This window comes from Labrenzia sp. ATLA3 (assembly GCF_057180185.1).
In genome coordinates this window covers 32189-58338 of the sequence record NZ_JBXUKV010000005.1, presented here as the reverse complement: position 1 = coordinate 58338, position 26150 = coordinate 32189, and the positions used below count along the sequence as shown (strand labels likewise).

General features: G+C 59.0%; 23 protein-coding genes. 5 read left to right on the top strand and 18 right to left on the bottom strand.

Features of this window, described 5'->3' with window-relative positions; all coding sequences use genetic code 11:
• Positions 1-4: 4 nt before the first annotated feature.
• The 4 genes from AC2A6O_RS14530 to argE all read right to left on the bottom strand — a co-directional run bounded on the left by AC2A6O_RS14530 (position 5) and on the right by argE (position 4057).
• Complete coding sequence (locus AC2A6O_RS14530) at positions 5-1468, bottom strand: aldehyde dehydrogenase family protein (RefSeq protein ID WP_498928074.1); 1464 nt, start codon at positions 1466-1468, stop codon at positions 5-7.
• Positions 1469-1620: 152 nt separating this feature from the next.
• Positions 1621-1974 (bottom strand): cupin domain-containing protein, encoded by a 354-nt coding sequence (locus tag AC2A6O_RS14525; RefSeq protein WP_498928072.1) that lies wholly within the window; start codon positions 1972-1974, stop codon positions 1621-1623.
• A 19-nt stretch (positions 1975-1993) separates the two neighbouring features.
• Positions 1994-2917, bottom strand: coding sequence for a 2-hydroxyacid dehydrogenase (locus AC2A6O_RS14520; RefSeq protein WP_498928071.1), 924 nt, complete (start codon positions 2915-2917; stop codon positions 1994-1996).
• 15 nt (positions 2918-2932) lie between these two features.
• Complete coding sequence (gene argE / locus AC2A6O_RS14515) at positions 2933-4057, bottom strand: acetylornithine deacetylase (RefSeq protein ID WP_498928069.1); 1125 nt, start codon at positions 4055-4057, stop codon at positions 2933-2935.
• A gap of 271 nt (positions 4058-4328) precedes the next feature.
• Between argE and AC2A6O_RS14510 the strand changes: the two genes are divergently transcribed.
• From AC2A6O_RS14510 to AC2A6O_RS14495, 4 genes are all read left to right on the top strand, one after another.
• A complete protein-coding gene (locus tag AC2A6O_RS14510) occupies positions 4329-5186 on the top strand; it encodes a GNAT family N-acetyltransferase (RefSeq protein ID WP_498928067.1) in 858 nt (285 codons plus the stop codon).
• A 74-nt stretch (positions 5187-5260) separates the two neighbouring features.
• Positions 5261-6253, top strand: a complete 993-nt coding sequence (locus tag AC2A6O_RS14505; protein WP_498928065.1) for an ornithine cyclodeaminase family protein — start codon at positions 5261-5263, stop codon at positions 6251-6253.
• A gap of 118 nt (positions 6254-6371) precedes the next feature.
• Entirely contained in the window at positions 6372-7364 is a 993-nt protein-coding gene (locus AC2A6O_RS14500) for a threonine/serine dehydratase family protein (protein ID WP_498928063.1), read from the top strand.
• A 362-nt stretch (positions 7365-7726) separates the two neighbouring features.
• On the top strand, positions 7727-8986 hold the full coding sequence (locus tag AC2A6O_RS14495; RefSeq protein WP_498928061.1) for an NAD(P)/FAD-dependent oxidoreductase: 1260 nt from the start codon (positions 7727-7729) through the stop codon (positions 8984-8986).
• Between the two features lie 131 nt (positions 8987-9117).
• Here the strand turns inward: AC2A6O_RS14495 and AC2A6O_RS14490 are convergent, their stop codons facing one another.
• The 6 genes from AC2A6O_RS14490 to AC2A6O_RS14465 all read right to left on the bottom strand — a co-directional run bounded on the left by AC2A6O_RS14490 (position 9118) and on the right by AC2A6O_RS14465 (position 15897).
• A complete protein-coding gene (locus AC2A6O_RS14490; RefSeq protein WP_498928059.1) occupies positions 9118-9483 on the bottom strand; it encodes a cupin domain-containing protein in 366 nt (121 codons plus the stop codon).
• Positions 9484-9557: 74 nt separating this feature from the next.
• A complete protein-coding gene (locus tag AC2A6O_RS14485; protein WP_148583863.1) occupies positions 9558-10385 on the bottom strand; it encodes an ABC transporter permease in 828 nt (275 codons plus the stop codon).
• Positions 10385-11269 (bottom strand): ABC transporter permease, encoded by an 885-nt coding sequence (locus tag AC2A6O_RS14480; protein ID WP_148583862.1) that lies wholly within the window; start codon positions 11267-11269, stop codon positions 10385-10387. The genes AC2A6O_RS14485 and AC2A6O_RS14480 overlap by 1 nt, the downstream gene beginning before the upstream one ends.
• 1 nt (position 11270) lies before the next feature.
• Positions 11271-12359: an ABC transporter ATP-binding protein gene (locus tag AC2A6O_RS14475; protein ID WP_498928057.1), complete on the bottom strand. Its 1089-nt coding sequence runs from the start codon at positions 12357-12359 to the stop codon at positions 11271-11273.
• A gap of 68 nt (positions 12360-12427) precedes the next feature.
• Positions 12428-13468: an ABC transporter substrate-binding protein gene (locus AC2A6O_RS14470; protein ID WP_498928055.1), complete on the bottom strand. Its 1041-nt coding sequence runs from the start codon at positions 13466-13468 to the stop codon at positions 12428-12430.
• 1190 nt (positions 13469-14658) lie between these two features.
• Complete coding sequence (locus AC2A6O_RS14465) at positions 14659-15897, bottom strand: aminotransferase class V-fold PLP-dependent enzyme (protein ID WP_498928053.1); 1239 nt, start codon at positions 15895-15897, stop codon at positions 14659-14661.
• An 82-nt stretch (positions 15898-15979) separates the two neighbouring features.
• Between AC2A6O_RS14465 and AC2A6O_RS14460 the strand changes: the two genes are divergently transcribed.
• Positions 15980-16750, top strand: a complete 771-nt coding sequence (locus AC2A6O_RS14460; protein WP_148583858.1) for an IclR family transcriptional regulator — start codon at positions 15980-15982, stop codon at positions 16748-16750.
• Here AC2A6O_RS14460 and AC2A6O_RS14455 read toward each other — a convergent pair.
• From AC2A6O_RS14455 to ggt, 8 genes are all read right to left on the bottom strand, one after another.
• Complete coding sequence (locus AC2A6O_RS14455; RefSeq protein ID WP_148583857.1) at positions 16747-17265, bottom strand: RidA family protein; 519 nt, start codon at positions 17263-17265, stop codon at positions 16747-16749. The genes AC2A6O_RS14460 and AC2A6O_RS14455 overlap by 4 nt on opposite strands.
• On the bottom strand, positions 17255-18217 hold the full coding sequence (locus AC2A6O_RS14450; RefSeq protein WP_148583856.1) for an ABC transporter ATP-binding protein: 963 nt from the start codon (positions 18215-18217) through the stop codon (positions 17255-17257). Before AC2A6O_RS14450 ends, AC2A6O_RS14455 begins: the two co-directional genes overlap by 11 nt.
• Positions 18214-19209 carry an ABC transporter ATP-binding protein gene (locus AC2A6O_RS14445; RefSeq protein WP_148584061.1) on the bottom strand — a complete coding sequence of 332 codons (996 nt, stop codon included), beginning with the start codon at positions 19207-19209 and terminating at the stop codon, positions 18214-18216. Before AC2A6O_RS14445 ends, AC2A6O_RS14450 begins: the two co-directional genes overlap by 4 nt.
• Positions 19209-20324 (bottom strand): amidohydrolase/deacetylase family metallohydrolase, encoded by a 1116-nt coding sequence (locus AC2A6O_RS14440; protein WP_148583855.1) that lies wholly within the window; start codon positions 20322-20324, stop codon positions 19209-19211. The genes AC2A6O_RS14445 and AC2A6O_RS14440 overlap by 1 nt, the downstream gene beginning before the upstream one ends.
• On the bottom strand, positions 20325-21185 hold the full coding sequence (locus AC2A6O_RS14435) for an ABC transporter permease (protein ID WP_148583854.1): 861 nt from the start codon (positions 21183-21185) through the stop codon (positions 20325-20327). It abuts the gene before it with no gap.
• Complete coding sequence (locus AC2A6O_RS14430) at positions 21185-22126, bottom strand: ABC transporter permease (RefSeq protein WP_148583853.1); 942 nt, start codon at positions 22124-22126, stop codon at positions 21185-21187. Before AC2A6O_RS14430 ends, AC2A6O_RS14435 begins: the two co-directional genes overlap by 1 nt.
• 75 nt (positions 22127-22201) lie before the next feature.
• Entirely contained in the window at positions 22202-23704 is a 1503-nt protein-coding gene (locus AC2A6O_RS14425; protein ID WP_148583852.1) for an ABC transporter substrate-binding protein, read from the bottom strand.
• A gap of 853 nt (positions 23705-24557) precedes the next feature.
• Entirely contained in the window at positions 24558-26150 is a 1593-nt protein-coding gene (gene ggt / locus AC2A6O_RS14420; RefSeq protein WP_498928048.1) for a gamma-glutamyltransferase, read from the bottom strand.

The following is a 26150-nucleotide window of genomic DNA, read 5'->3' as shown; positions in this document are numbered from 1 at the left end:
TTCCTTAGAGGCTGATGAGGACACTCTTTGTCTTGCGGTTGGCTTGGAAGGCCTCACGGCCAAGGTCCTTGCCGATACCAGAACGCTTGTAGCCGCCGGTCGGCAGGATATGGTCGCGCGAACGGCTATAGCGATTGACCCACACAGTGCCCGCTTCAAGCTTGCGAGCAAAGCGGATCGTGCGCGACAGGTCTTTGGTGAAAAGGCCCGAAGCAAGGCCGTAGACAGGGTGCGCAGAAAGCGCCAGGGCTTCTTCCTCGGTTTCGAATGTCTGGACCGTCAACACAGGCCCGAAGATTTCCTCGACAATGGCAGGGTTCGTCTGATCGACATTGCCGATCAAGGTTGGCTCGAAGAAATAGCCCTCACCTGCGATCAGACCACCGCCCGTGAGACATTCGCCTCCGGCGGACTTTGCTGCGTCAACAATGCTGGCGATGCGGGCACGCTGTCGTTCGGAGATGATTGGCGAATATTGTGTTGTTTCGTCCCAGGTAGCTCCGGGACGGGCGGTTTTCATTTGCTCAATGATCGCAGCGACAAGCTCTTCTGCGACGGATTTTTCAATGATCAGCCGGGTGCCCGCGACGCAGGCCTGGCCGGCGTTGAACATGACGCTGCCGGCGATTGCCGATGCGGCTTTCGCGATGTCGGCATCGGCAAACACGATCTGCGGGCTCTTGCCACCAAGTTCCAGCGTCATCGGCTTGATGCCGGTGCGTGCGATGTTTTCCATGATTGCCGAGCCCGCACGGGTCGAACCGGTAAAGCTCACCTTGGCGATGTCCTCATGACCGGTAAGGGCGTTGCCGGTAAGCGGGCCGTCGCCGAGAACCACATTGAAAAGACCTGCCGGAATGCCGGCTTTCACGGCAAGCTGTGCCATGTAAACGGTTGAGAAGGGCGTCATTTCCGATGGCTTGATGACCACCGCATTGCCTGCGGCAAGCGCCGGACCGAGCTTCCATCCCGCCATGGAGATAGGGAAATTCCAAGGTGTGATCGCGCCCACGACCCCGTAGGGTTCACTCACGATCATGCCACAGGTCTGATCATCGGTCGGAACCAGATCGCTGCCTTCCTTGTCTGCAAATTCGGCAAAGAAGCGGATCTGTTCGGCAGTCACGGCAATGTCACCAGCAATAAGCTGACCAACAGGCCGTGTGGAAGACAGGGCTTCGATCTTCGCCAGCGTTTCCGCTTCTTCTTCGATCAGGTCTGCCCAGGCCTGTAGCGCCTTGGTCCGCTCGCGCGGGCGCACCCCGCCCCAATTGCTGGCCTTGAGCGTTTGCTTGGCATTTTCGACGGCGCGGTCGACCAGACCGGTATCTGCAACAGGACACTCGGCATAGGCCTTTGCGTCAGAGGGCCGGCGCATCTCGATCCCGTCCGAAGCCGGGACGAGTTCACCGCCGATGAAATGGCCGATGGGCAGAGACAGGCTGTCCGGGTCGAAACTGAGACTCATGAGAGGTCTTCCTTGAGAGGTCCGCATCCTCGCCCGAACGTCCGAGTACGAATGGCTTTGCTCATCTGTTGCGGCCGACGTTTCTTGCGTTTTGGCGGGCAACGGCAGTCCAATCTTCCAAGAGAAAAAAGCTGCTGCCCTCGCCGGTCTTGTCAGTTCACCACGACGTAGAATTTGCGCACTGTCTCAATTGTCTTCCAGACGCCGACAAAGCCGGGCTTCATCACGAAGCTGTCGCCGGTTTTGTAGATGACCGGTTCGCCGCCCTCAGGGGTGATTTCGACGCGGCCGGAGAGGATGTGGCAGAATTCGAAAACCTCGCCCTTGATCGACTTCGTTTCGCCCGGTGTCGCTTCCCAGACACCGGAAAGAACCTTGCCATCCTTTGCTTCGTCCATCGCCCAGGTCTTGAAGGATGGCGATCCGGCAATCAGCTTCTCGGGCGCTGGCTGGGATTCACGCGGAGCAAAGGTTGGATTCGGGTCGAGGGTTTTCAGCAGGGACATGTTGATCCTTTCAGGTGTTTCAATAGCCACGACGTCTGTCGACGAGCCCGACAGGATCGAGTCCGGCGCGGTGCCGTTTGATGTTTTCAATGACGGTTCGCGCAGCACTCGCTGGTTGGGTAACGCTGGCAATATGAGGCGTGAGGATGATCCTGGGGTGTGACCAGAAAGGATGCCCCTTAGGCAGCGGCTCCGGATCGGTGACGTCGATCATCGCAGCCGAAAGATGGCCGTTGTCGAGTGCGTCTGTCAGGGCGGCATGGTCAAGCTGCGGACCGCGGCCCGCGTGAATGAGGGCGGCCCCCTCAGGTAACTTTGCAAAAAGGTCTGCATTGAGAAAGCCGCGCGTCTCGTCCGTCAACGGCAGGAGGCAGACCAGAATGTCACTTGTCCGAAGCATCTCTGCGAGACCATCAGCACCGTGGTGGCAGGTGACGCCGTCAATCACGCGGGCGCTGCGAGACCAGCCCGAAAGCGAAAAGCCGAGCGGCTTCAATCGCTCGATGACCGCCTGTGCCAGCACGCCCAGCCCAAGCACGCCGACGCGGCGCTCCTCGGCCTGCATCTGCGGCAAGGGCGACCAGAGCCGATGTCTTTGCTGGTCGAGATAGGCGGGCAGATTGCGGTGAAGTGCCAATGTGGCCAGAAGCACATATTCCTGCATCATCCGGGCAATGCCATCCTCGACCATGCGAACAATTTTCACATGCTCCGGCACCAGATCGAAATTGAACTGGTCAACGCCTGCCCCGATGGAAAACAGGACTTCAAGGTTTCTGTAGCGGTCGAGATCGTCCGGCATTCCCCAGGTCAGCAGGTACCGCACGTCTTCAGAAGCAACGTCATTTTCATCCATGCTGAAGGGGACATCCGGCAGCGCTTCCGCAAATGCTTCTGCAAAGATTGCACCGCGTTCCGCATCGGACCTGAAAAGAAATGTCATAGCATGCGATCCCGCTCAGGCCTGGCAGCGCTGGCCGAGCGCTTCGATGAAGGTCTGGCAGGCGACAAGCTCACTTTCGAGAATGAACTCGTCGGGCTTGTGCGCCCGCCCGATATCGCCCGGGCCGCAGATGAGAGCATCTATGCCAGCCCCCTGATAAAGGCCAGCTTCGGTGCCGTAGCTGACCGCCCCTAGCGCCGTTTGATGCGTGAGGTCCTCGATCAGGGATACCAGTGGCGAGGTCACATCGAGCGCGAGCGCCGGATAAGCGCTCATTTCATTCCATTCGACCGAATACCCCATCTCGCGCAACGCTTCGGCCTTGTTCCGGATTGGGGTCAGGAGACTTTGCGGATCGACACCCGATATTGCGCGCGCTTCCAGTTCAAGCCGGCATAAGTCCGGCACGATGTTGATAGCCTTGCCACCAGAGATCACCCCGGCCTGCAGCGAGGAATAAGGTGGCTCGAAGGCTTGATCGAACGGACCCGAAGACAGCTGTTCCGCTGCCTCGATAGCCGCATTCAATACGCCTGCCATGGCATGAATGGCATTGAGCCCGAGATCGGGTCGGGAGGAGTGACCGGCACGCCCCTGAATGGTGACGCTTGCCGCAGACTTGCCCTTGTGGGCGAGCACCGCCCGCATGTTGCTGGGCTCCCCAATGATCGCGCCCAATGGGGCAGCGCAAAGATCCGGCAACGCGGCAAGCAGATGTGGCACGCCCCGGCAACCGGCCTCTTCATCGTATGAAAATGCCAGATGCACAGGCCGAGCAAGACCCATCTTGGCCAGCTTCGGGGCAGCAGCGAGCGCTGCAGCCAGATAACCTTTCATGTCTGTCGTGCCACGACCGTACAGCCGCTCGCCGTCACGTCGGAGGCAGAACGGGGAGGATGTCCATTCCGCCAACTCTGCCGGCACGACGTCCATATGGCCGGAGAGGATGTAGCCGGGAACGTCCCGGGGGCCGATGGTGGCAAACAGGTTGCTCCGGTCGCCTTCCGGGCCAGGCAGAACGGTAACCGCGATACCCTCCGCCTCCAGGTAGGAGCAAATCCAGTCAACAATCTCGCCGTTAGGCGTCCCTACCACGGTAGGAAACGAGACCAGCTGCTCCAGAATGTCAGTCGCTTTCATGTTTTCCCCGGCAAATGGCATCGACAAGCGGTCCCATAATTCAAATTGCACGCATGAAGCATGACGGATTGTTGCGGGATTGAATGCCGAACCTGCGCTCACTTCGGTCGAATGTTTTGCTTTTGGGGGTCTTAAGAGCAATTTATGCGGCGGCGCAGGTTTACGATGGTCAGGGCGCTGCGCAAATATGGCGCGCTGGTCAATAACACTCTTGATTGCCGGGAGCGAGGCTTTGGGGCCAAGCAAAAAAAATCAGATCGACGCTTTTTCAATGCATATTGCCGACGTGCAGGATGCCGATCTCGACCAATTGCATGCGCTGTCGATTTCCGTCGGCTGGCCGCACCGGGGCGAAGACTGGCAGTTCTTGCGCGAGGTCGGCGAGGGTGTCGTCACCAACGACGAAATCGGCAGGATCATGGGTTCCGCCATGTGGTACCGCCAGGCTGAAAACCTGGCCACAATCGGCATGGTCATCACGTCTCCCCGGCTGCAAACGCAAGGAACCGGCCTCTGGCTGATGGAATATGCGTTGAATGAGCTTGAGGGCTGTAACCTCAGGCTCAATGCCACGCGCGCGGCCCAACGGCTTTATCATTCGCTCGGCTTTACGCCGGAAAAGACGGTTTTCCAGTGTCAGGGTGTCGTGAAGGATGGCGCCGGTGCCGCATGTGATGCGCCGCAAGGCGACCTTCGTGTCCTCACGAAAGACGATCTGCCGGCAATCACGGCGCTTGACGGCGCGGCTTTCGGTGTTGAGCGTGCGGGTTTGATCGACAAGCTCCTGGCGCAATCGGTGGGCTATGGCCTTTATCGCGACGGCGCATTGACGGCCTTCGCGCTCTGCAGACGTTTCGGGCGCGGCCATGTGGTTGGCCCCATTGTCGCGTCGAACGATGCAGACGCAATCGACGTTCTTTCACCTCACATCAAAGAGCATGAAGGCCGATTTCTGCGGCTCGACACCCACTTCGAAAGCGGTGATTTCGCGCATCTGGTTACCGGCGGCGGCATGTCCGTTTTCGATACGGTCCTCACCATGTCACTGGGCGAGCGGCTGCGGAAATTTGGAACGGATGTTGTCGAGGGCCCTGTCACCTACTCGCTTGTCAGCCAGACGCTCGGCTAGGTGGTTCTGCCTGAGCGCTATGGAGATCAAACAACCAGGGCCAGGCAGCTTCTGGTGACCAACAAGGATGAGACATGAAGACGTTGCTCCTGAACAAAGAGGAAGTGAGCCGCCTGATCTCCAATCGGGAAGTTATCGAAGCTGTTGAAAATGCCTATAAAGCCTTCAACAGCGGGCAGGTCGAACAACCGGAATATCTTTCCATCCACATGCCTGCGCCGCGCGGAGAAATCGACTTCAAGCTCGGCTATTACAAAGTCAATGAAACAATCTCCATGAAGGCCTCTTCAGGGGGCTTCGCAAACAACCCGGCCAGCTTCGGTTTGCCGACCGGAATGGGGACCATCATTCTCTTTGACGCAAGGAGTTGCGCCCTGATCTGCGTGATGGATGGAAGCCTGATCACGGGGCTGAGAACCGGCGCATCCGGGGCCGTCTCGGTAAAGGCGCTTGCCAGAAAAAACGCTTCGAAAATCACGTCGATCGGCACCGGAAATCAGGCGAGAATGCAAATTCGCGCCATCAACGAGGTCATGAAGATCGACGAGATTTATGCCTGGAGCCGCACGGCTGAAAAACTTGCCAAATACAAGGCCGACATGGAAAGCGAATTCGGCATTCCGGTGATCATCACCGAAACCAAGAAAGAAGCGGTTGAGCAAGCGGATGTCCTGATTACGACGACACGCGGCGTTGGAGCTCCGGTGGAAGCGGCCTGGGTCAAACCGGGGACACATATCGTTGCGATCGGCACTGACCAATTCGGCAAGCAGGAACTGGAGCCGGAGATCTTCAGAAACGCGAAAATTGTTGTCGACTCGTTGGCGCAATGCTCCGAGAAGGGCGAGACTTGGCACCCGCTCAACCATGACATCATAACCAGTGATGATATTCACGGTGAAATCGGCGAGATATTGCTGGGTCGCAAGCCTGGCCGCGAACATGAAGATGAAGTGACCATCTTCGATTCCACCGGCATGGCGATACAGGACATCACCACCGCCGACAGGATTTATCAAAACGCCATTGCGCAGAACGTCGGAACGCATTTCGAGTTCTTCTCGTAAGCCGCGTCTGCTCGCTTTGACGGGATCGTTCCATATCGGGCAAACCTGATATTTTTCATGGGCTTGCCAAGAAAACTTCAACACTAGCCTCCTCTGAACAATAAAAAAGGCCGCGAAGGTGAACCAGCAAGATAGTCATCGCATTTCCCCGACCATCGAGGATATTCGGGAGGCCCGGAAACGGATAGAACCCTATATCAGGCGCACCCCGCTGCTGCGCGCAGAACGGATCGAAAAGGCTGTCGGTTGCCAGGTCTATCTCAAACCTGAAACCCTGCAGGTTACCGGGGCGTTCAAGATCCGAGGCGCTCTGAACGCGGTCCTCTCTTTGCCCAAAGAGAAGATCGCCAAGGGCCTCATCTCCAGTTCCTCGGGCAATCACGCGCAAGGCCTGTCCTATGTCGCCCGAATGCTGGGCACGAAAGTCTTGCTGGTGCTGCCGACCACCACGGCAAAGTTGAAAGTCGAAAACACAAAAGCCCTTGGTGCGGAAGTCATTCTTTTCGATGGCGACAACGCCGCCAGATGGAAAAGGGTTTATGAAATTGCCGAGGAAAACGGCTACACGGTGGTCCATGGATTTGAAGATCCGATGGTGATGGCAGGCCAGGGAACGATGGCTTGTGAAATCCTGGAGGACCTGGAAGATGTCGACACCGTGATTGTGCCCCTGGGCGGTGGCGGGCTGATCTCCGGCGTCGCCACGGCCATCAAGGAAACCAATCCGCGCGTGCGCGTCATCGGGGTAGAGCCTGCGCTGACACCAAAATACTATCAAAGCCGGATCAACAAAGAGCCGACCTCCCTTCCCTTGCAGGACACGATCGCCGATGGCTTGCGGATCAGCGTTCCTGGCAGGAACCCCTATCCAATCATCGAAAAATATGTCGATGAGATCGTTCTCGTAGACGACAAGCATATCGTTCAAGGCATGCGCTCACTCGCCGTCGATGCGAAATTGATTGCCGAACCGGCGGCTTCGATTGGCATTGGGGCCTTGTTGGCCGGTTCGATCGCTGTCAGGCCGGACGAAAAGGTTTGCGTTATTCTGACAGGCGGAAACTGGGAACTGGACGCCCTCGCGGATGTCTACAAATCTGGTACCGTCTGATTGGCTGCGCGCGAGGTTTCGGCAGGGAACTGCAAACTATCGCGCGTTGCCGCAAGCAGATGCCCGCAGCGCCAGGTCAAGCGTGTGTGCGACGACACTGCCGTGATCGTCGCACACGCTTTCCAGATGATACTTGCGCGCGGGTCGTCATCAAGGTTGGCCGACACGAGGCCCCGAGGTCTTTCCGGTCCCCCTGACCGGCAATAGCAGGGCTCTGCGCATCCATGGAGCGAGACCGGTCCTGAAGACCTCCGGCAAAAACAGTAGAACGGATGCAACGCGCTGCAGTGGCTTGCGAAAAAACGCATAATGGTCCTGCCTGAAACCGCCCCTATGGGGCATACCTTTCAGACAGCGGTTCAATGGCGAAAGACAGCGGCGTGCAAGGCAACATCATCATCGTCGGTGCAGGGATCACCGGACTGGCGGCGGCGGAATGGCTACGGCGAGATGGCTGGCGCACGACCCTGATCGATCCCGTTCTCCCCGGTTCTCCGGAACAGGCCTCCTTTGGCAATGCCGGGCTGTTGGCCCGTGCCTCCGTCATGCCCGTTGCCTCTCCGTCGCTCGTCAGGAAGGCACCCGCGATGCTGCTGGATCCGGGTTCGCCGCTCTATCTGCGCTGGTCTTATCTGCCCCGGTTGTTGCCCTGGCTCATTCCCTTCTACCGGAACCTTTCACCGGACCGGATTGCGCCTATTTCGAAGGCCCTGTCACAGATCACCTTCGACACCAACGAGCAGCATGTGGCGCTGGCCAAGGGCACGCCAGCCGAACGGCACATTTGCAGCGGCGACTTCGTGACCCTGTTCCGAAATCGGGAAGAATACGAAAGCGACACACTGAGCATCGAAACCCGCAAACGCTACGGCCTCGTGCCTTCAACGCTCACCCGGGAAGAACTACTGCAGCGCGACCCCAATCTCGGTCCGCAGTACGGGTTCGGAACGGTTTTTGAAGACTACAAGTGGCTGTCTTCGCCTGGAGAGTATGTTTCCGATCTTTTCGAGGCCTACCTTGGTGAGGGCGGCTCCTTCCGGCAGGGCCGCGTGTTGGACATGACGCCCGGCTCAAGGCCGTCTGTCACCCTGGAGGGCGGCGAGGTTCTGAGCGCTGACAAGATCGTCCTGACTGCTGGTGTCTGGTCCGGCCCGCTCACGAAAAAGCTCGGCGTCAAGATGAGGCTCGTCGCCGAGCGCGGCTATCACGTGGTTCTGAAGAACCCCGCTTTCACGGCGCCGCAGCCCTATATGGTCACGGATGCAAAAGTCGTCATGACGCCGATGCAGGATGCGCTGAGGATCGCGGGCGTTGTCGAATTCGCGAGCATCGATGCCACCCCGGCGAAGGCGCCGGTAAACCTCATCTCCAAGGCAATCGCACGCGTCTATCCCGGTCTCGAGATCGACGAAACGAAAAGCTGGATGGGACGGCGCCCGACGACACCGGACAGCCTGCCGGTGCTTGGCGAAGCTTCCGGCGCACCGAACATCCTGCATGCCTATGGCGGCCAGCACATTGGTCTCACAATCGGCCCGAAGCTCGGCCGTATGGTCGCTGCTCTGGCCAGCGGGCGGAAACCCAACATCGACCTGTCGGACTATTCGGTGGATCGGTTCTAGCTGGCGGACCGGACGACACGCACTGTCCCTAAAAGACACTGGGTCTCGTCATTGCGGCAAAGACGCGTAATAGCCGTACGGTTGCTCGCCAATGCGACCTTCGCGCTATGCCTTTCCGGTCAGCCGTCCCGTCACGCCTCTGGCGCGGCGTCGATCACGAACAGCTTGCGCATGTGCTCGTGGATGACCCACTCCCCTGTCCAGCCTTGCGGCAGGACGAGCAGATCGCCGGGACCGATCTCCCTGGTTCCGCTGCCGTCGGCATTGGTCACGGACGCCCGTCCGGAGAGGATATGGCAATATTCGCCAGCCTTGGTGCGGTCTGCGGTAAAGCGGCCGGGCATACATTCCCAGACACCGATCTTGGTGTGGCCGTCGGCGGAGGTCCACAGCATCGTCGAGGCCTCCTTCTGGCCCTCGGTCAAGGTGGTCGGCTTGTCCGCAAAGTCGCCGAGCGGCTGGCTGGCGAGGTCGGCGAAGGTCAGGAGATTGATCATCAAAGGCTCCAGGAGAAACGGATTTCATGAGGGGAAACGGCGCCGGGCGTTTCATGCCCGGCGCATCAAGGTTTTCAGTCCTTCGCAGCCCGCTGCTGACCGAAGATCTGTGCCAACACCATCAAAAAGGTGGTCACGCAGATCATGATGGTCGAGATCGCCGCGATGGTCGGGTCGATCTGGTCGCGCAGGGCGTTGAACATGTTGCGCGTCAGCGTCGGGTTGTCGCCTCCCGAGACGAACATGGCGACGACCACCTCGTCGAAGGAGGTCAGGAAGGAGAGCAGTGCCGCGGTCACCACCGCAAAGCGGATCTGCGGCAATGTGATCGTCACAAAAGCCTTCCAGCGCGGTGCCCCCAGGCTGCGCGCGGCGTTTTCCTGGCTCATGTCGTAACTCTTCAGAGCAGATCCGATCACGATCACCACCAGCGGCAACGCCAGAATGGAATGCGCCAGCACCAGCCCGAACAATGTGTAGAGGATGCCTATCTGGGCGTAGACATAGAAAACACCGATGGCGACCAGGACCAGCGGCACCATCATCGGCGTGATCAGGAACAGGAAGGCCGCCCGCACGAAACGCACCTGTGAGGCGTGCAGACCGTAGGCGGCCAGAACGCCGGCAGGCGTCGCAACCAACATTGTCAGAAACGCGGTCTTCAGCGATGTCCAGGTGGCCAGCATCCATTCGGGCGACGACAGGTAGTGCTCGTACCAGCGCAGTGACCAGACCCGTGGCGGAAACTCCAGATACTGGCTGTCGGAGAACGACATCGGAATGACGATCAGCGTCGGCGTCACCAGAAGAACCATGATGATGACCGCGAGCACGTAGAGCCAGAGACGCTGGCCATGGGTGATCTGGGTCTCGCTTGCAGGTTTCTTGAGCCAGGCGAACATCAGTGCCCTCCCCCTGCAATCTGGTCGAGCTTCAGGAAGCGGGACGCCACCCAGAGGATCGCGAAGGTCAAAGCCAGGAGCACGACCCCAAGGGCGCTGGCAGCGCCCCAGCTGACGAAGAGTTCGATGTTGGAGACGATCTTCATCGACACCATGATGACCTTGCCACCGCCAAGCACGGCCGGTGTCACGAAGAAACCGAGGCAGAGAATGAAGACCATCAGCGTGCCTGCGAAAAGACCGGGCATGGTGAGCGGAAAGAAGACATCCCAGAACGCCCGTCTCGGACTGGCGCCCAGGTTGGCCGCTGCCTTCACGTAGTCGCGGTCGACGGCCTTCATGGAGCCGTAGACCGGCAGGATGAGGAACGGCAGCATGATGTGGACCATGCCGATCAGCGTGCCCGTCATGTTGTGAACCATCTTGATCGGCTCGTCCCACAAGCCGAGAGCCATTGCCCATTCATTGATGAGGCCCTGTTTCTGCAACAAAACCAGCCAGGCATAGGTTCTGACAAGCAGAGACGTCCAGAACGGCAACAGCACCGTGATCATGCACAGGTTCGCGATCCTGGGCGGTATCTGGGACAGGAAATAGGCCAGCGGATAGCCGATCAGGATGCACAGACCCGTCGTGACAAGGCTGACCTCGAAGGTCGTGCGGAAGATGCGCATGTAGGAGCTGCGCTCGACCATGCGCTGATAGTTCTCCAGCGAGAACTGACCGTTGCCGCCAAGAAACGAGACATAGAAAAGCCATCCCACCGGAATGACCAGAATGACGAGAACCAGAAGCAACGCGGGCGAACTCAGGCCAAAGAGCTTCATGCGCTCCAGCTTTTCGTCGACGCGCAGTCCGGACGCATTTGCCGGGGTCGCCTGCATCTCAGGCCTCGCTTCCATCGATCAGAACCGTGTCTTCCGGTGCCAGGGTCAGCGTGACCTTGTCACCCACATTCGGCAGCGCAGACAGGCTGGCGCCGCGCACCCCGCCGCGAAGCGCAATCAGCGTTCCGTCATCAAGCCTTGCGTGCAGAAGATAGCTGTCGCCCTGGTAGACGACTTCTGCGGCAGTGGCCGCGAAGTTGTTTGCGCCCTCACGGGGGCCCTCGGAGGACAGGACGATCCGTTCCGGACGCACCATAAGGGCAAGGGTCGGCGTGTCGGGTGGTGCCTGGACAAACTTAAGCGGCATGCCGCCATAAGACACCTGCTCGCCAGATCTTTCGACCGGCAGGAAGGTGCTGTCGCCAATGAAATCGGCAACAAAGCGGTTCGCCGGTCGCTCATAGAGTTCGCGCGGGCTCGCCAGCTGCATGATGCGCCCCTTGTTCACGACCGCGATCCGGTCGGACATGGTCAGCGCCTCGCGCTGGTCATGGGTCACATAGACCGTGGTCATGCCCAGTTTTTCGTGCAGATGGCGCAGCTCGATCTGCATCTGGTCGCGCAGTTTCTTGTCGAGGGCCGACAGCGGTTCGTCCATCAGGAGAATGCGCGGCTCGAAGACGATGGAGCGGGCCAGCGCCACGCGCTGCTTCTGACCGCCCGACAACTGGGTGATGCGCCGGTCGCCGTAGCCGCCGAGCTGAACGGTCTCCAACGCCTTTTCCACACGCTCGGCAATCTCGGCTTTCGGCAGTTTGCGGAGCTTCAGCGGATAGGCCACGTTGCCGGCCACGCTCATGTGAGGAAACAGAGCATAGCTCTGGAAGGTCATTCCGAGGTCCCGCAGGTGCGGAGGCGTTCGGATCAGTTCGCGTTCACCGAATTTCAGGCTTCCACAATCCGGACGCGTGAAACCGGCAATGACCATCAGGAGTGTGGTCTTCCCCGATCCGGATGGGCCGAGTAGCGTTATGAATTCGCCGCTTTTGACCTCCAGTGAGACATCGTCCAGCGCGTGAACCGCTCCATAGGTCTTGGTGACGCCCCTGATCGAAATGGGCAAAGCGTCGCTGTCTTGTGACCGCAAGGGCCCCTCCTACTATTGAACAGATAGAGGCGGGCGCAGCGCGCCCGCCGTCAGGGTTGGGGGGCTGGCTATTCGGTCATCATCTCCTGGTACATCTCGGAGGCGACGGTTTCCCACTTGGCATACCATTCCAGCGAGATCGGAAGCTGCTTGGCCGCATTTTCAGGCGACGACGGCAGTCCAGACGCAGTTGCGGCATCGATCACGCCGGTTTCGAAGGCGAGATTGTTGGTCGGGCCGTAGGTGATGTATTTCGGCAGGTCGTCCTGGTATTCCGGTTTGGAAATCTCGGCCAGGAACTTCATGGCCAGATCCTTGTTCGGCGCCCCCTTCGGGATGGCGAAGCAGTCGTAGTCGAGCAGCGCCTGATTATAGGAGTAGGCCACCTTGGCGCCATCCTTCTTGGCGTTGTCGAAACGTCCGTTCCAGCCTGTGGTCATGTCAACTTCGCCGTCTTTCATCAGCTGCGCCTGTTGCGCACCTGACGACCAGAAGACATCAATATTCGGACGCAGCTCACGGATCTTGTTGAGGGCGCGCTCGATGCCTTCCTCGCTATCGAGAACCTTGTAGACGTCCTCCGGCGCGACACCATCGGCCATGAGTGCTGGCTCCAGCGCGCCGGCGACCTTATTGCGGTAGGCGCGCTTGCCGGGGAATTTCTCGACGTCCCAGAAATCCGCCCAGCTCTGCGGACCGTTCTCGCCGTAGGTATCCGTGTTCCAGGCGTAGGTGGTGGAGAACACGTCACCGCCGACACAGTATTTGGAGTAGAGCGTCGGCCCGAAATTCGAAACGTCGATGACGTCATAGTCGAGTTCCTCGAGCATGCCTTCCGCGCCTGCACGGGCGGCAGACCCGGAGCCGCTGGCTACGATGTCGAGCGTGACCTGGCCTGTGGACACCTGCAGCTTGACGTCGGACATGCCGCCGTAAGTTTCCTGCTTCACATCGATGCCCATGGCCTTGGCAGCGGGTTCGAACAGCGCCTTGCTTTGGGCCTCCTGGTAGGAGCCGCCCCAGGAGGCGACCGTCAGATCGTCGGCATGGGCCATCGCCGTTGTGGCAAACAGGGCCGACACCAGGGTGAAAGTCATCTTGTGCTTCATAAACAGTCCTCCTATCGAACAATCGCCGCTCTGGAACGCGACACCGGTCGGTGCTTTTTTGTGGTCGCCCGGTCGACCAGCTCCGGGCGATGTGTTTGCGCTACCCGTGGCCGGCCGCGCGCTTCCACTGGAAGGTGTCGGCCGATCGGGAGCGGTACCGGCCGCCGGCAGGATCGAAGGCTTGCCGGTGTGGACTGGCTGGGCTGGAAGCGGACTTGCCTTCAGCCTGCCAGAAAACCTTCTGCCCCTTGTTCCCCACCCCAACGGTGAGAACATCGACCGTTGGCGGCCATTTCTCTGCCCATCCCGCGGATACGTTGGAATGAAAGCTAGAGCAGTATTGGACTACGGTTCATATCCAATTTGACAAAAGAGCCAGACCAATTCTGAAACAAGACAACATCAGACAAGTTTCGCCAGAGTCTCCGCCATTCAGTAAACTTCGCGCCGGCTCGCCTTATTGAAACAGCTGCTGTCTTTCGAGAGCGTTTCTCGGTCGCGCCCGAAGCCCAGACCCGTCGTTCGCGGCATGTCGAACCAACCCGTACAGTGGTAAAACGGAGCTTGCCAGAGTTTTAAGCCCTCGCTTTTGCGCGCATTCCAGTCCAGGCGGATCGCGAAAAGCAGAGGGCTTAACGCTCGCTTCGGAACTGCACTTTCGGAAATTGATCTGAGTTTTTTGCCATAATGGTGATGTCCAGCAGACCATTACGAACACTGGTCACACATCCAGCTTGACTGCCAAACGTCCGTTTGACCGAAGAAGATCAAAATTCATCCAATGAATTCATTTACTTCGCACGAGAAAGCTACCCGTCAGCCGCGCACTCGGCATCTGCAAATAACGTGGTAGAGCAAGATTAAGCGCAGAACGGCCTGAACGGCGCGGAGGCTTTTGGGGAAATGCCTTGTTGGTCTGCCTGAAAGATTAGACCGGGAGAAAACAGCCACGATCAGAGAGTGTCCTTCGGTCCTCGCCTTTCCCGGAACAGTCTTCCAGGCCGGGTGGACAATGCAGAAGCAGGCGGCAGATCACGGATCTGCCGCCTGCTCATTCTTGCTTTTCAGCCGCTGGGACAAGCGGCCCCTTGTCCACCCGCCCAAAGACTGCGCTGCATATTCAGAACGAATATGCAGCGAACCGGCTATTTCGATATTTTGAAGAGTTTCGGCGACCTACTGGAGTGTTCTCACACGTCTTCCAGCCAACGCATGTAGCTTTCCGTTCCGCCGTTGCGGGTGTCTGCCAGTGCCGCTTCCTCATCAACCGCGGCGGCCTCGGACGAGGTCAGCACCTGCCGCAGAGCGTCGCGCACGAGTTCGGCTTGACCCGGCATGAGGTTGCAGGGATCGAGCTGGAAGTAGCCTTTTTCGGTTTCGTGTCCGCGCACGATAATCGGCGGGTCGTAACTTCCGAATGCAACGGCGTATTGGGCAGCGCTTGCGCCGGCAATTGCCGGGTCGACGTGGACTTCCAGACGCTCAAGAGGATTTCCGGTCGGATCCGGTATGCGTTTGCCATCAAATCCCGGCAAGCCGTCGATCGCTTCCTTCCACATTTCCAATGCAGCGGTTTCCGCGGCGCGAACGGCGTCATGATCACGCTCGAGCCACTGGGCCATTGCCTCGATGGCGCCGGCAATACTTTCCTTGCCGATCTTCATGCCCCGGCCAATGCCGATGTTTTGCAGGTAAGCGGCACGCACAAGATCCTTGCGCCCGGCGACGATGCCGGACGTCGGCCCGCCCATGAATTTGTGACCGGAGTAAATGGCTATGTCCGCACCGGCGGCAATGAAGCCCTCCAGTTCATACTCGGAGGCTGCGTCGACAATCACCGGAACGCCCTTGGCATGCGCGATCTCGCAAAAGCGTTTCAACGGGATCATGCCGTAGTCGACGACATGGTGCGAAATCACGTAAAGCGCGGCGGCAGCACCCTCGTCGAGGACCGCCTCAAGTTGATAGTCCTTTGCCAGTGTGGATTGACCGACGATACGCACATGACCGCCCACCAGCTCAATGGCCTGGGAAACTGGCGCACCATATTCGCACAGATGGCCCATCTGCACCGCCACCCCGGATTTCGGGCCTGGCTCACACGGCAAGTCTTCCGCACGGGCCGGGTCGAGGCCCGTCATGCAGCCGGCGACCGCGAGAGAGATCCCCGCGCTTGCCGATGCGGTCAAAAAGCCGGCTTCCGCTCCGGTCAGTTGCGAAATCAGACCGGATGCCTTGGCTTGCAATTCGTGCATGCGCGCAAAGCGCGGCATTGCCTCTGCAGTTGCTTTCGCCACGCGCAGGCTTGCGATCGAGCCCCCCAGCGAGGTCATTGTTCCGCAGACATTGACGACGCGGCTTATTCCCATGGAATCATGCCATGACCAGTCGATGCCGTAGTCTTCACGCTGAGATTGTTTTTCGCCCATGATTTTTCCCTCTGCTCTTGCGAGCACTTCCATTATTGTGGCACAGAGACCACTGTTTTGGCCCCTGGAATGAGATGATGTCATGGATATGAAAGTCCCTCGCAGGACCCGCACCAGCGCACTGACGCGGAACCTTCAAATACTTGATATCCTGACTGAAAGACTCGTTCCCATGACGGCGTACGAGCTTGCGAAAGCCACCGGTGCCCCGGCTTCGACCGTCTATAAACTTATAGACGAGCTGGCGGAATGTTCGATGCTGAGCCGTACCGCCGATGGCCGGGTCTGGCTGGGTCCGCGTCTCATGCGTTACGGCCTTGCCTACCGGACGCGGATGAACGCCTTTACCGAGGCGCGCCGCGCGATGATCGAACTGAATGAGCGCACCGGTGAAATGATTCAGATCTGCACCCGTGACGAAGGCCAGATGAGTGTCATCGACATGGCGGAAGGTTCGGGCGCCTTTCGCGTGACCTCCGACGTTGGCACACGGGTGCCTTTGAACTGGACCGCGTCCGGGCGCCTGCTGGTGGGTCACCTTCCCGAGGCCGAGCGTCTGGCGATCTTCAAGGCCTGCGCCGAACCTTCGCACACCGGTTTGGCGGAAACGGACCCGGAGAAACTGGCAAAGATGTCGAGAGAGGCCTTTCTTGAAGGCCTCTCGGTGCAGATCGACACCTCCGAGGAGTCCGTCGCCTGCATTGCCGCACCGATCCGCGACCAACAGGGCGCATGTCTGATGACCCTGTCGGTTGTCATGGCCAAGCACCGGGTTGCCGACCGTTTCGAGAGCATTGCCACGGAAGTTCGCAATGCGGCGCAATCTGTCGAACGGGCGTTGGGAAATCATTAGGCTTCCCGGAGTGCAGTCTGGTGTGTGGCCTTGTCGGATAGCTCGAAAATTGCCTCGATTTCCACAGTGATCTGGTTGGGGAGCGAGCTCACACCGAACGCCGAGCGCGCGTGGCCGCGCTTGTCATCGAAGACACGGGCGAGCATGTTGGACGCGCCGTCAATCACGTGCGGATGGCGTTCGAATTCCGGTGTGGCGTTGACCAGACCCAGGAGCTTGACCACTCCATCGACATGATCCAGCGACCCGAGAAACTGCCTCAGCGCAGCAATAATGTTGAGCGCGACCAGCTCGGCATGTTCCCTCGCCTCTTCGGCGGTGACATCGCCGCCGACCTTGCCTTTCAGCAAGCTGCCATCCGGCAGAACAGGCCCCTGCCCGGAGACATAAAGCATGTTGCCTGAACGCCGCACATTCTTGAACGCGCCGATAGGCGAAGGCGGGCTATCCGGCAAGGGACGGCCGAGTGCCTTCAAGCGTGTTTCAGGCGTTTCGGCGCGTAATTCAGTTGTCATTTAATACCTCGATTTTCTTGCAGTAGCTGACATGACCTTCAGCAACGGCAACGGGATGGGGCAGGCCATCAGCACAATCCGCGTCGGCAAATTGGCATCGCGTTCTGAATACACAGCCCGATGGTGGATTGAGTGGGGAGGGAATATCGCCCTGAAGAAGCTCACGGGACCGCTTGGCACGTGGATCGGGCAGCGGGATCGCGGAGTTGAGCGCACGCGTATAAGGGTGCATTGCCTTGTGATAGACGGCCCGTGACGGCCCGATCTCCATAAGGCGGCCCAGATAGAGCACGGCGATCTGATCGCAGAGATATTCGACAACCGACAGATCGTGGGCGATGAAAAGCATGGTCAGGTTCCGCTTTTCACGCAAATCCAGCAGTAGATTGAGCACCTGCGCCTGAATCGAAACATCCAGCGCCGAGACACTTTCGTCCGCCACGATGAATTCCGGCTCCAGCGCCAATGCACGCGCGATACCGATACGTTGACGTTGCCCGCCGGAAAATTCATGAGGGAAGCGGTTCAGGTGGTCCCCGGAAAGCCCGACTTCTTCCAGAAGGGCCGCGGCACGATCACGGCGCTCGCGCCGATTGCAGATGCCGAATGCCTTCAAGCCTTCCCCGATGAGATCCGCGATCCGCAGTCGCGGGTTGAGCGAGGACATCGGGTCCTGAAAGATGATCTGAATCCTGCGGCGCATCTGGCGCATCTGGCTGGCGCTGAGCGTGTTCAGATCGGTACCATCGAAAATGGTCTGGCCGCGCGTCGGCTCGACAAGGCGTAGCAGACTGCGCCCAAGCGTTGTTTTGCCCGAGCCGCTTTCGCCGACGAGACCTGTGATGGACCCGCGCGGGATATCGAAACTGATATCTTCCAACGCGTGAACAGGCCCGCCGGACGTTTCAAATATCTTCGTCAGACCGCGGATTTGCAGAAGCGGCTCAGTCATTCAACCAGCTCCTGTTCCAGAATGCAGGCTGCCAAATGCCCCGGCGCTTTCGTCTGCAATGCGACGGGCTTCTTGCAGGCTGGCATGGCGAAGGCACACCTTGGCTCGAAGGCGCAGCCTTCCGGCAACGCATTGAGCGGCGGCACAGATCCCGGAATAGACTTGAGCCGTTCGCCTTCAGGACGGTTCGGACTGGGAATTGAGCCAAGGAGGCCACGTGCATAAGGATGCCTTGTCTGGTCGAAAAGATCATTGACGGGCGCCTGTTCAACCACGCTGCCCGCATACATGACCGCCACATCGTCGGCCATTTCGGCCACCACGCCCATATCGTGCGTGATGAAGAGGATCGACATCTGGCGCTCGCGCTGGAGCCTCCGCATCAGATCGAGAATTTGCGCCTGAATGGTCACATCCAGTGCGGTTGTCGGTTCGTCGGCAATCAGGAAAGCCGGATTGCAGATCATCGCCATGGCAATCATCACCCGCTGGCGCATGCCCCCGGACAACTCGTGCGGATAGGTATCGGCACGTTTTGCGGCACCGGGGATCTCGACCATTTCCAGCATTTCGACGACGCGTTTGCGCCTCTCATCGGCATCCAGGTTTTCATGCAGTAGAAGCATTTCGCCGATCTGATCGCCGATCGTGAAAAGCGGATTGAGCGACGACATGGGCTCCTGGAAGATCATGGCGATCTCCGACCCGCGAATATTGCGAAAATCGCGGGCGGACAGGGTTGCCAGATCGACCGTCTTTCCCGACCTGCCTTTGAAGGTCAGCTCACCGGACAGAATGCGGCCCGCCGGCGGCAGCAGCCCCATCAACGCAAGCGAAGTCACCGACTTGCCGGAACCGCTTTCGCCAACAAGTGCCAGCGTACGGCCACGCGCGATCTCGAAACTGACATCCCGCAAGGCCGTGACCTGCCCGGATCCCTTGCCAAAGCCGACGCGCAATCCGTCAACCTTCAGGATCGCGCTGTTATCCATCACGGAAGCCTCCGGCTCGCCGCCTGCATATCGGCGCCGAGAACCGTTGCGCGCGGCTCGAAGACCTTGTCCATCACCATCGAATTGCCCTGACTGTCGAGGACTTCGATGTCGGCATCTTCCAGATCGAAGATGGTGAAGTCGGCGCGCATACCGGTCTTGAGGCCATCTCTGCCGGAAAGACCGAGAATCGACCGCGGTGCGGCACAACTCGCCTGGACGACGTCTTCAAATGGCAGGCCGACCGCCAGCAGTTTCGACATTGTGGTCGCCAGGTCGTAGACGGGCGATTCAATGGAAACCTTGTGCAGGTCGGTGGAAATGGAGAACGGGCGCAGCCCGTCGGCAATGGAAGCGCGTGCCGTTTCAAAATTGAACGACGCTCCACCATGGCCGATGTCCATGCGAATGCCTCTGTCAGCCATGTCCTGTGCCATGGCGAAGAGTGCAGGCGTATCGCGTATGGAGCCTGCAGGTTTGCCATTGAAGCAATGCGTGACGATGTCGCCTTCCGAGAGAATGTCGAAAACCTCATCGATAAGAGGGGGCGGCTCGCCGACATGAACCATCAGCGGGAAATTGGTCATTTCCGCAACGCGCTTGGCAATCTTGGCCGGCGTGATGCCCCAGCTGCCGACAATCACTCCGGAGGCGCGTACCTTGATGCCGCAGATGACATCCCGGTTTTTCTCCACGACCTCAAGCGTTCTGTCGATATCGATGGATCGCCAGTCGATGAGTTCCGGCACACGGTTGCAGGCAACAAGCCCGATCGAACCGATATTGAGGAAGGCCTTGATGGTTTCCGCATGCGGATCGATGACATATTCCCTCAGACCGTGGAAATTTGCCTCGCCCGCCGAGCCGGCATCGGCCATGGCCGTCACGCCCGTTGCGCGGCCAGCCTCACTGGCTCTGATCGAAATATCGGTCCCGCCATGCCAGACATGGACATGCAGGTCACACCACCCCGGAGACAGATAGGCCCCGTTCAGATCTACCTGACGCGCGTTTTCGGGAGCGTCATCGAGCAGTGTTCCGTCATCCGCAATGTGGATGGAATCCGGGGCACTGTCGAAACCGACCGCGCTGAAATTGGTCAGGGTAAGCGCCATTCAGGTCTCCTTGTTGAGTTTGGGGTCCAATGCATCGCGCAGACCGTCACCGACCAGTTGGAGCGAGAGGACGGAGAGCGCGATTGCAACGCCCGGGAAGAGAATGAGAAAGAAGGCATTGTCGATATATTGCCGTCCCTCGTTGACCATCGTGCCCCACGTGGGCGTAGACGGATCAACGCCGACGCCCAGAAAGGTCAGGCCCGCTTCGGCCAGCATCGCATAGGCGAAGATGAAGGTTGCCTGCACCAGGATGGGGGACAGGATATTGCGCAGAACGTGCGTGACCATGATCGTCAGCGTGCTGGAGCCAAGCGCACGCGCCGCCTCGACATAAGGCAATTCGCGAACAACCAGCGTCGAGGCGCGAACGATGCGGGCAACACGAGGTGTGTAGACGATGGAAAGCGCCAGGATGACGTTGCCGACCGTTCCGCCAAAAATCGCGACAAGCGACAGTGCCAGCAGGATATCGGGAAACGCCATCATGGCGTCAATCAAACGCGACAGCGGTGTGTCGAGCCGCCGGAAAAAGCCCGCGACCAGACCGATGACAATGCCGGCAGACGATGACAGGATCGCCACGCCAAGACCAATTTGCAGCGACGTTTGGCCCGCAACGAGCAGGCGGCCGAGAACATCGCGTCCGAACGCGTCCGCTCCAAGAAAATAGTCCGCGCCCGGCGGCGTAAGCCTGTTGCGCACGGACATCTTGCCGATAGCGGTCAGATCGAGCGTTGGCAAAACGTAACATGCCAGAACAATCAGGACGAAACAGACCAGCGCGACCACAGTCGAACGGCGCGCCATGAGCACGGCGCGAAAGCTGGGCGGCTGATGGATTTGAGATGCAGTCGCCATCAGTATTTGACCCGCTTGTCGATGAAGAAATAGAGAAGATCCGTGGCCAGATTGATCAGCACATAGATGGACGCGACAATGATCAAGGTGCCCTGAATGACGGGGTAATCACGGCGCAGGACGGCGTTGACAACCAGGTTGCCCATGCCGGGCAGATTGAAGACGCGCTCTGTCACCACCGCACCAGACACCAGAAGGGCGAAGGTCAGTCCGACAACGGTAATGATCGGAATCCCGGCATTTTTCAAAGCATGCCGCAAGATGACACGTGTTTCCGGCATTCCCTTTGCCCGGGCGGTCCGCACGTAATCCTCGCCCAGAATGTCCAGCATGGAGGCGCGGGTAAAACGCAGGATCAAAGCCGAATTGGTAATGCCCAGGGTAATGGAGGGCAGGATGAGATGGCCGAGCCGCACCCATATGTCGGCATCGGGACCGCCATACCCGGCGGTTGGAAACCAGCCGAGGTTGGTCGCCAGCACACGCTGGAACACCAGTCCGGTCAGAAAGCTCGGTATGGACGCCGCCAGCATTGCCGATGTCACGGAGCTCTGATCGAGAAGGGAGCCGCGTTTATACGCCGCATAGATCCCAATCGGCGTGGCGATGAAAAGCGCAAAAAACAACGACATCAGCGCAAGAAAAATCGTCGGCTCCGCACGGTCCGCCAGAATGGAGGTCACGGGGCGATTGAAGAAAAGAGACTCGCCCAGATCCCCCTTCAGTGCGTTGCCGACGAATGTCGCGTATTGCACGATGATCGGCTCGTCGAGACCGAGCCGCGTGCGCAGATCTGCGGCTTCCTGAGGCGTGGCATCCGGGCCCAGCATCAAGGCAGCCGGGTCGCCAGGCGCGAACCTGACGAGCACGAAGGCGATTGTCAGAACGAGAATGATCACCACGACCATTCCAACAAAACGCCGAAGAAGATACTTTGCCATGGAACCCTGTAGAACCGCGAGTAGTCGTTAAACGGCTGCGCCAGGACATTCCGGCGCAGCCAATTTCAAGCAAGCTTATTTGGAAACCTGTGCATTCCAGAATGCCGGCCACGGAGACGGGTTGACCCCGGTCAGGCCCTTTGCCTTGCCCTGAAGTGCATTGAAGTCACCGACCTTGATGAAGCCGACATCTTCCAGAACGATCTTCTGCAGCTCACCGAAGATGGCTTTCCGCTTTTCCGGATCGCTTTCGGAGGTGAACCGGTTGAGAATTTCGTTCTTGGTCGGATTGTCCCAACCTTCACGCGCGGTGGAGAACAGGCTGGAAATAAGTGCCGGTTCCGGAAGGAACGGCGAGTGGGTGATGTAGATATCCCAAAGGTCTGGATTGTTGCGGTTCTGAGCAAGCGTCGCCCAGTCGACAACATCCAGCTGAACCTTCATGCCAGCCGCTTCCAGCCCCGCCTTTGCAACTTCGGCCATCTGATAATGGAACTCGTACTGATGCGAGGTGAGGATGCGGAGCGGAGACCCGTCGTAACCGGCAGCTTTAAGATATTCCGCAGCCTTGGCCTGGTCGTTCTGGTTATAGAGCTCCACACCGGCATTGTTGTGCCACGTCCAGCCTTCCGGATAGAGCGCGCCATCGGTCTTGAAGAATTTCTCATCGCCGAAGCCCGCATAGAGCATATCGTCGAAGGGAAGTGCAGCCTGAACAGCCTTGCGGATGTTCAGATCCGTCATGATCCCCTTCTTGTGGTTTACGGCAAATACCGGCCAGCCGAAGGGTTTCAGGAGAACCGGCTCCGCAGCGTCCGAAGCTTCCAGGCGGTCGTAGGTTTCCGTCGAAAGTCCGTCGGCATAATCGTATTGACCGGAGAGCAGACCTTCGGCGCGGGTGTTGCCATCAGGGACCGGGATCAACCGGATTTCATCAGGCACCTGTTTCCGCTCAGCCGCGCCGGTTGGCTGGGTGTAGCCGTCGAAACGGACGAGCTGGGTATACTGGTCCGGCTCATGAGCCTTGATCTTGTAGGGGCCTGTGCCGACAATCGTTTCAATTTCGGGCGCAATGATCTCTTCAGGATAAACAACTGCAGCGGAGTTGGAAAAGGCCAGAAGCGACAGGAGCGGCGCATAGGGCTCCTTCATCGTGATGGTCACTTCGTTCGGGCCGGATGCTTCGATACCTGCTACCTTGTCGGCAACGGATTTGCCGCGACTGGAAACTTCGAGCCATCGCTGCAGCGATGCGGCGGCATCGGCACTGTCCATGGAAGAGCCATCATGGAACGTTACGCCTTCGCGCAGCGGGATTTTGTAGGTGAGGCCATCGTCGCTGATTTCTGGCATATCGGCTGCCAGTAGCGGCACAACGGCCCAGCTTTCGTCAAAAGTGTAGAGTGTTTCGACAAAGTGCTGCGTGACAATGCTGACAACATCTTTGGTCGAGACCATCGGATCGAATGTATCGGGTTCGCCAATAATGGCGACATTGACCGTTCCGGCAGCCAGAACAGGAGAAACTGATAGCATCAGCGCGCTGGACAGCGCGAACAGAGTTTTGCGAACAGACATCGGAAGTTCCCCTTATTTCATTATTGTGGAATATGCTCCACTATTACTACTATGAAGCTTGTTCTCGCTGATTGTCAACGGAGGTCTTGACCCGATTTGAAATTGATATGTTGCCGGGTCCGGTTTCAGCGCTGATGAGACGGAATTCCGCGACATATTCTGAGCTTTGGGAAAAGGTCTTCGGGGATTTACACCACACCACCGACAAGCCCACTTCAGCGGGAGAGAGAATCTGCATCGTGTTGTAGAGCTTGCGCGGTGAGGAATCGATTGCCGGCCGTGCCAACGTTGAGACATTACCCAGCGGCTTTATTCCAGCAGGTCTGAGAAGCCCCCACAAGCCGGCAAGAAACGGTTGGACGTGATACGGGGCGTTCGGCCATCTGCGACGTGTTCACGCATCTTCGCCGCGAAGCCCGCGTTCTGAAAAGGCGGGCTGCCAGGCAGGTGTTGGAATTGCGGCGGCTCAAAAAAGCATGATTTCGCCCGCTCGTTGAATGTCACGCATTCACCTGCCGCGACCAGATGGGGGCGACAACGAAAGAGAGCTCTCGCCTCCGCAAAGCCGGAGATCATCTGACCAGTCGAGCAATCGCATCTTCCGGCAGGACCATACGGGACCAGCCAGGCAGTCCGCGCATCCCTTTCATTCGGAGGGACGCCCGCGTCCTGACTGGAGGCGAGCGACCTATGAACGGTCGACGTCGGCACGCGTCCACTGGAGCAATCAGGCCGCGGCCCTCCTGCTCCAACGTCTGTTCGGCTTCGCCGACTGCCCAGTGAACTGGAGAGCTTGCGTCAGCCCCTATTCGGCATGCCGCATCCCGTTCGCTTCATCGGAAACGGACTGGCTCTAGAACCCCAGTGCCATTCCATCCTTGCGGCTGTCGCTGCCGCCGATGAGGACGCCGTTCTGCGTGTCGATACGGATTGCCTGGCTGCCTCCGAGGGGGCTCGCCACCACCTTGAGTTTGTGACCGCGGGCGGCAAGGTCAGCGCGGGTCGTTTCTCCGATGCCCGGTTCGATCTGCAATTCACCACCGAAGGCGAAACTGCGCGGCGCATCCATGGCAGCCTGCAAATCCAGCCCGAGATCCAGAACACCGGACAGGAAGGCCGCATGCCCTGATGCCTGGTAATGGCCGCCCATGACGCCGAACGGCATCACCGCTGCGCCATCCTTGCACAGCATCCCGGGGATGATCGTATGCATCGGACGCTTCTTCGGGGCGATCACATTGGGATGGCCTTCGATCAGGCGGAACGAGCTGCCGCGCGAATGGAACAGTACGCCGGTCTTCGGATCGACCCGCGTGGAACCAAAACCATGGAAGATAGAATTGATGAAGGAAATCGCGTTGCCTTGCGCATCGACCACGCTGAGGTAGATCGTATCCTTGTGTTCCGGTTCATCCCAGAGGGTCGGCGGCAGGGCGCGGTCCATTCGGATGCGTGCCGCCAGCGTGTCGATCACACGATCGGATAGAAGCGTCTCCGCCAGTCCCTCGCAGATAGCCGGGTCAGCCAGCAGCACGTCGCGGTGATGATAGGCCAGTTTCGTCGCCTCGGCATGCAGGTGAATACGGTCTGCCTCGGAAAGCCCCTGCCCCATGTCGAACTTCGAAAGCAGCCGCAGAATCACAAGTGCAACAAGCCCCTGGCCGTTGGGCGGGCATTCCAGGACGTCATATCCGCCGTAGGAAGCCGAGATGGGCTCCACCCAATGCGCCTGTGTGCTGCCTTCGTTGAAATCTTCTTCCGTATGAAGGCCGCCGAGCGACCGCAGATGCGCGGCCATGTTTGAGCCGGTTTCACCTTCGTAGAAACCGGCAGCGCCTTTTGACGCGATCTCCTTGAGGCGCACTGCCAGAAGAGGCTGCGCGTGCCGCTCCCCTGTAACCGGGGCTTTGCCATTCGGCAGAAACACCTTGGCAGCATGAGGATCGCTTCCGATCAATGCAGCATGCGCGCTCCAGTCCATCGCAACACGTGGTGTCACGGGATAGCCATTCTCAGCATAGCCGATTGCACGGGCAAAGAGCCGGTCCAGCGGAAGCGACCCATGGTCCGTGTGAAGGAGGCACCAGGCGGAAATCGCGCCTGGCACCGTGACGGAATGCGGGCTGGTCTGTGGAATTTCGCTTTCGAGACCCGCAGCCTTCAGTGCCTCCAAAGTGGCAGCGGCAGGCGCACGGCCCGAACCGTTCAGTGCCTTCACCTTGCCGTCCTTCGGCGCGTAAAGGGCAAAACAATCGCCGCCAATACCCGTCATCAGCGGATCGACCACACACTGGACGGCGACCGCAGCAATTGCGGCGTCGACGGCATTGCCACCGTCCGTCAAGACTTCCAGACCGGCGGCAGTCGAAAGGGGGTGGGATGTTGCGATCATCGCCTCGGAAGCCAGGGTCGAGGGGCGGCGGGCGGAAAAGAAATCGAAAGTCAT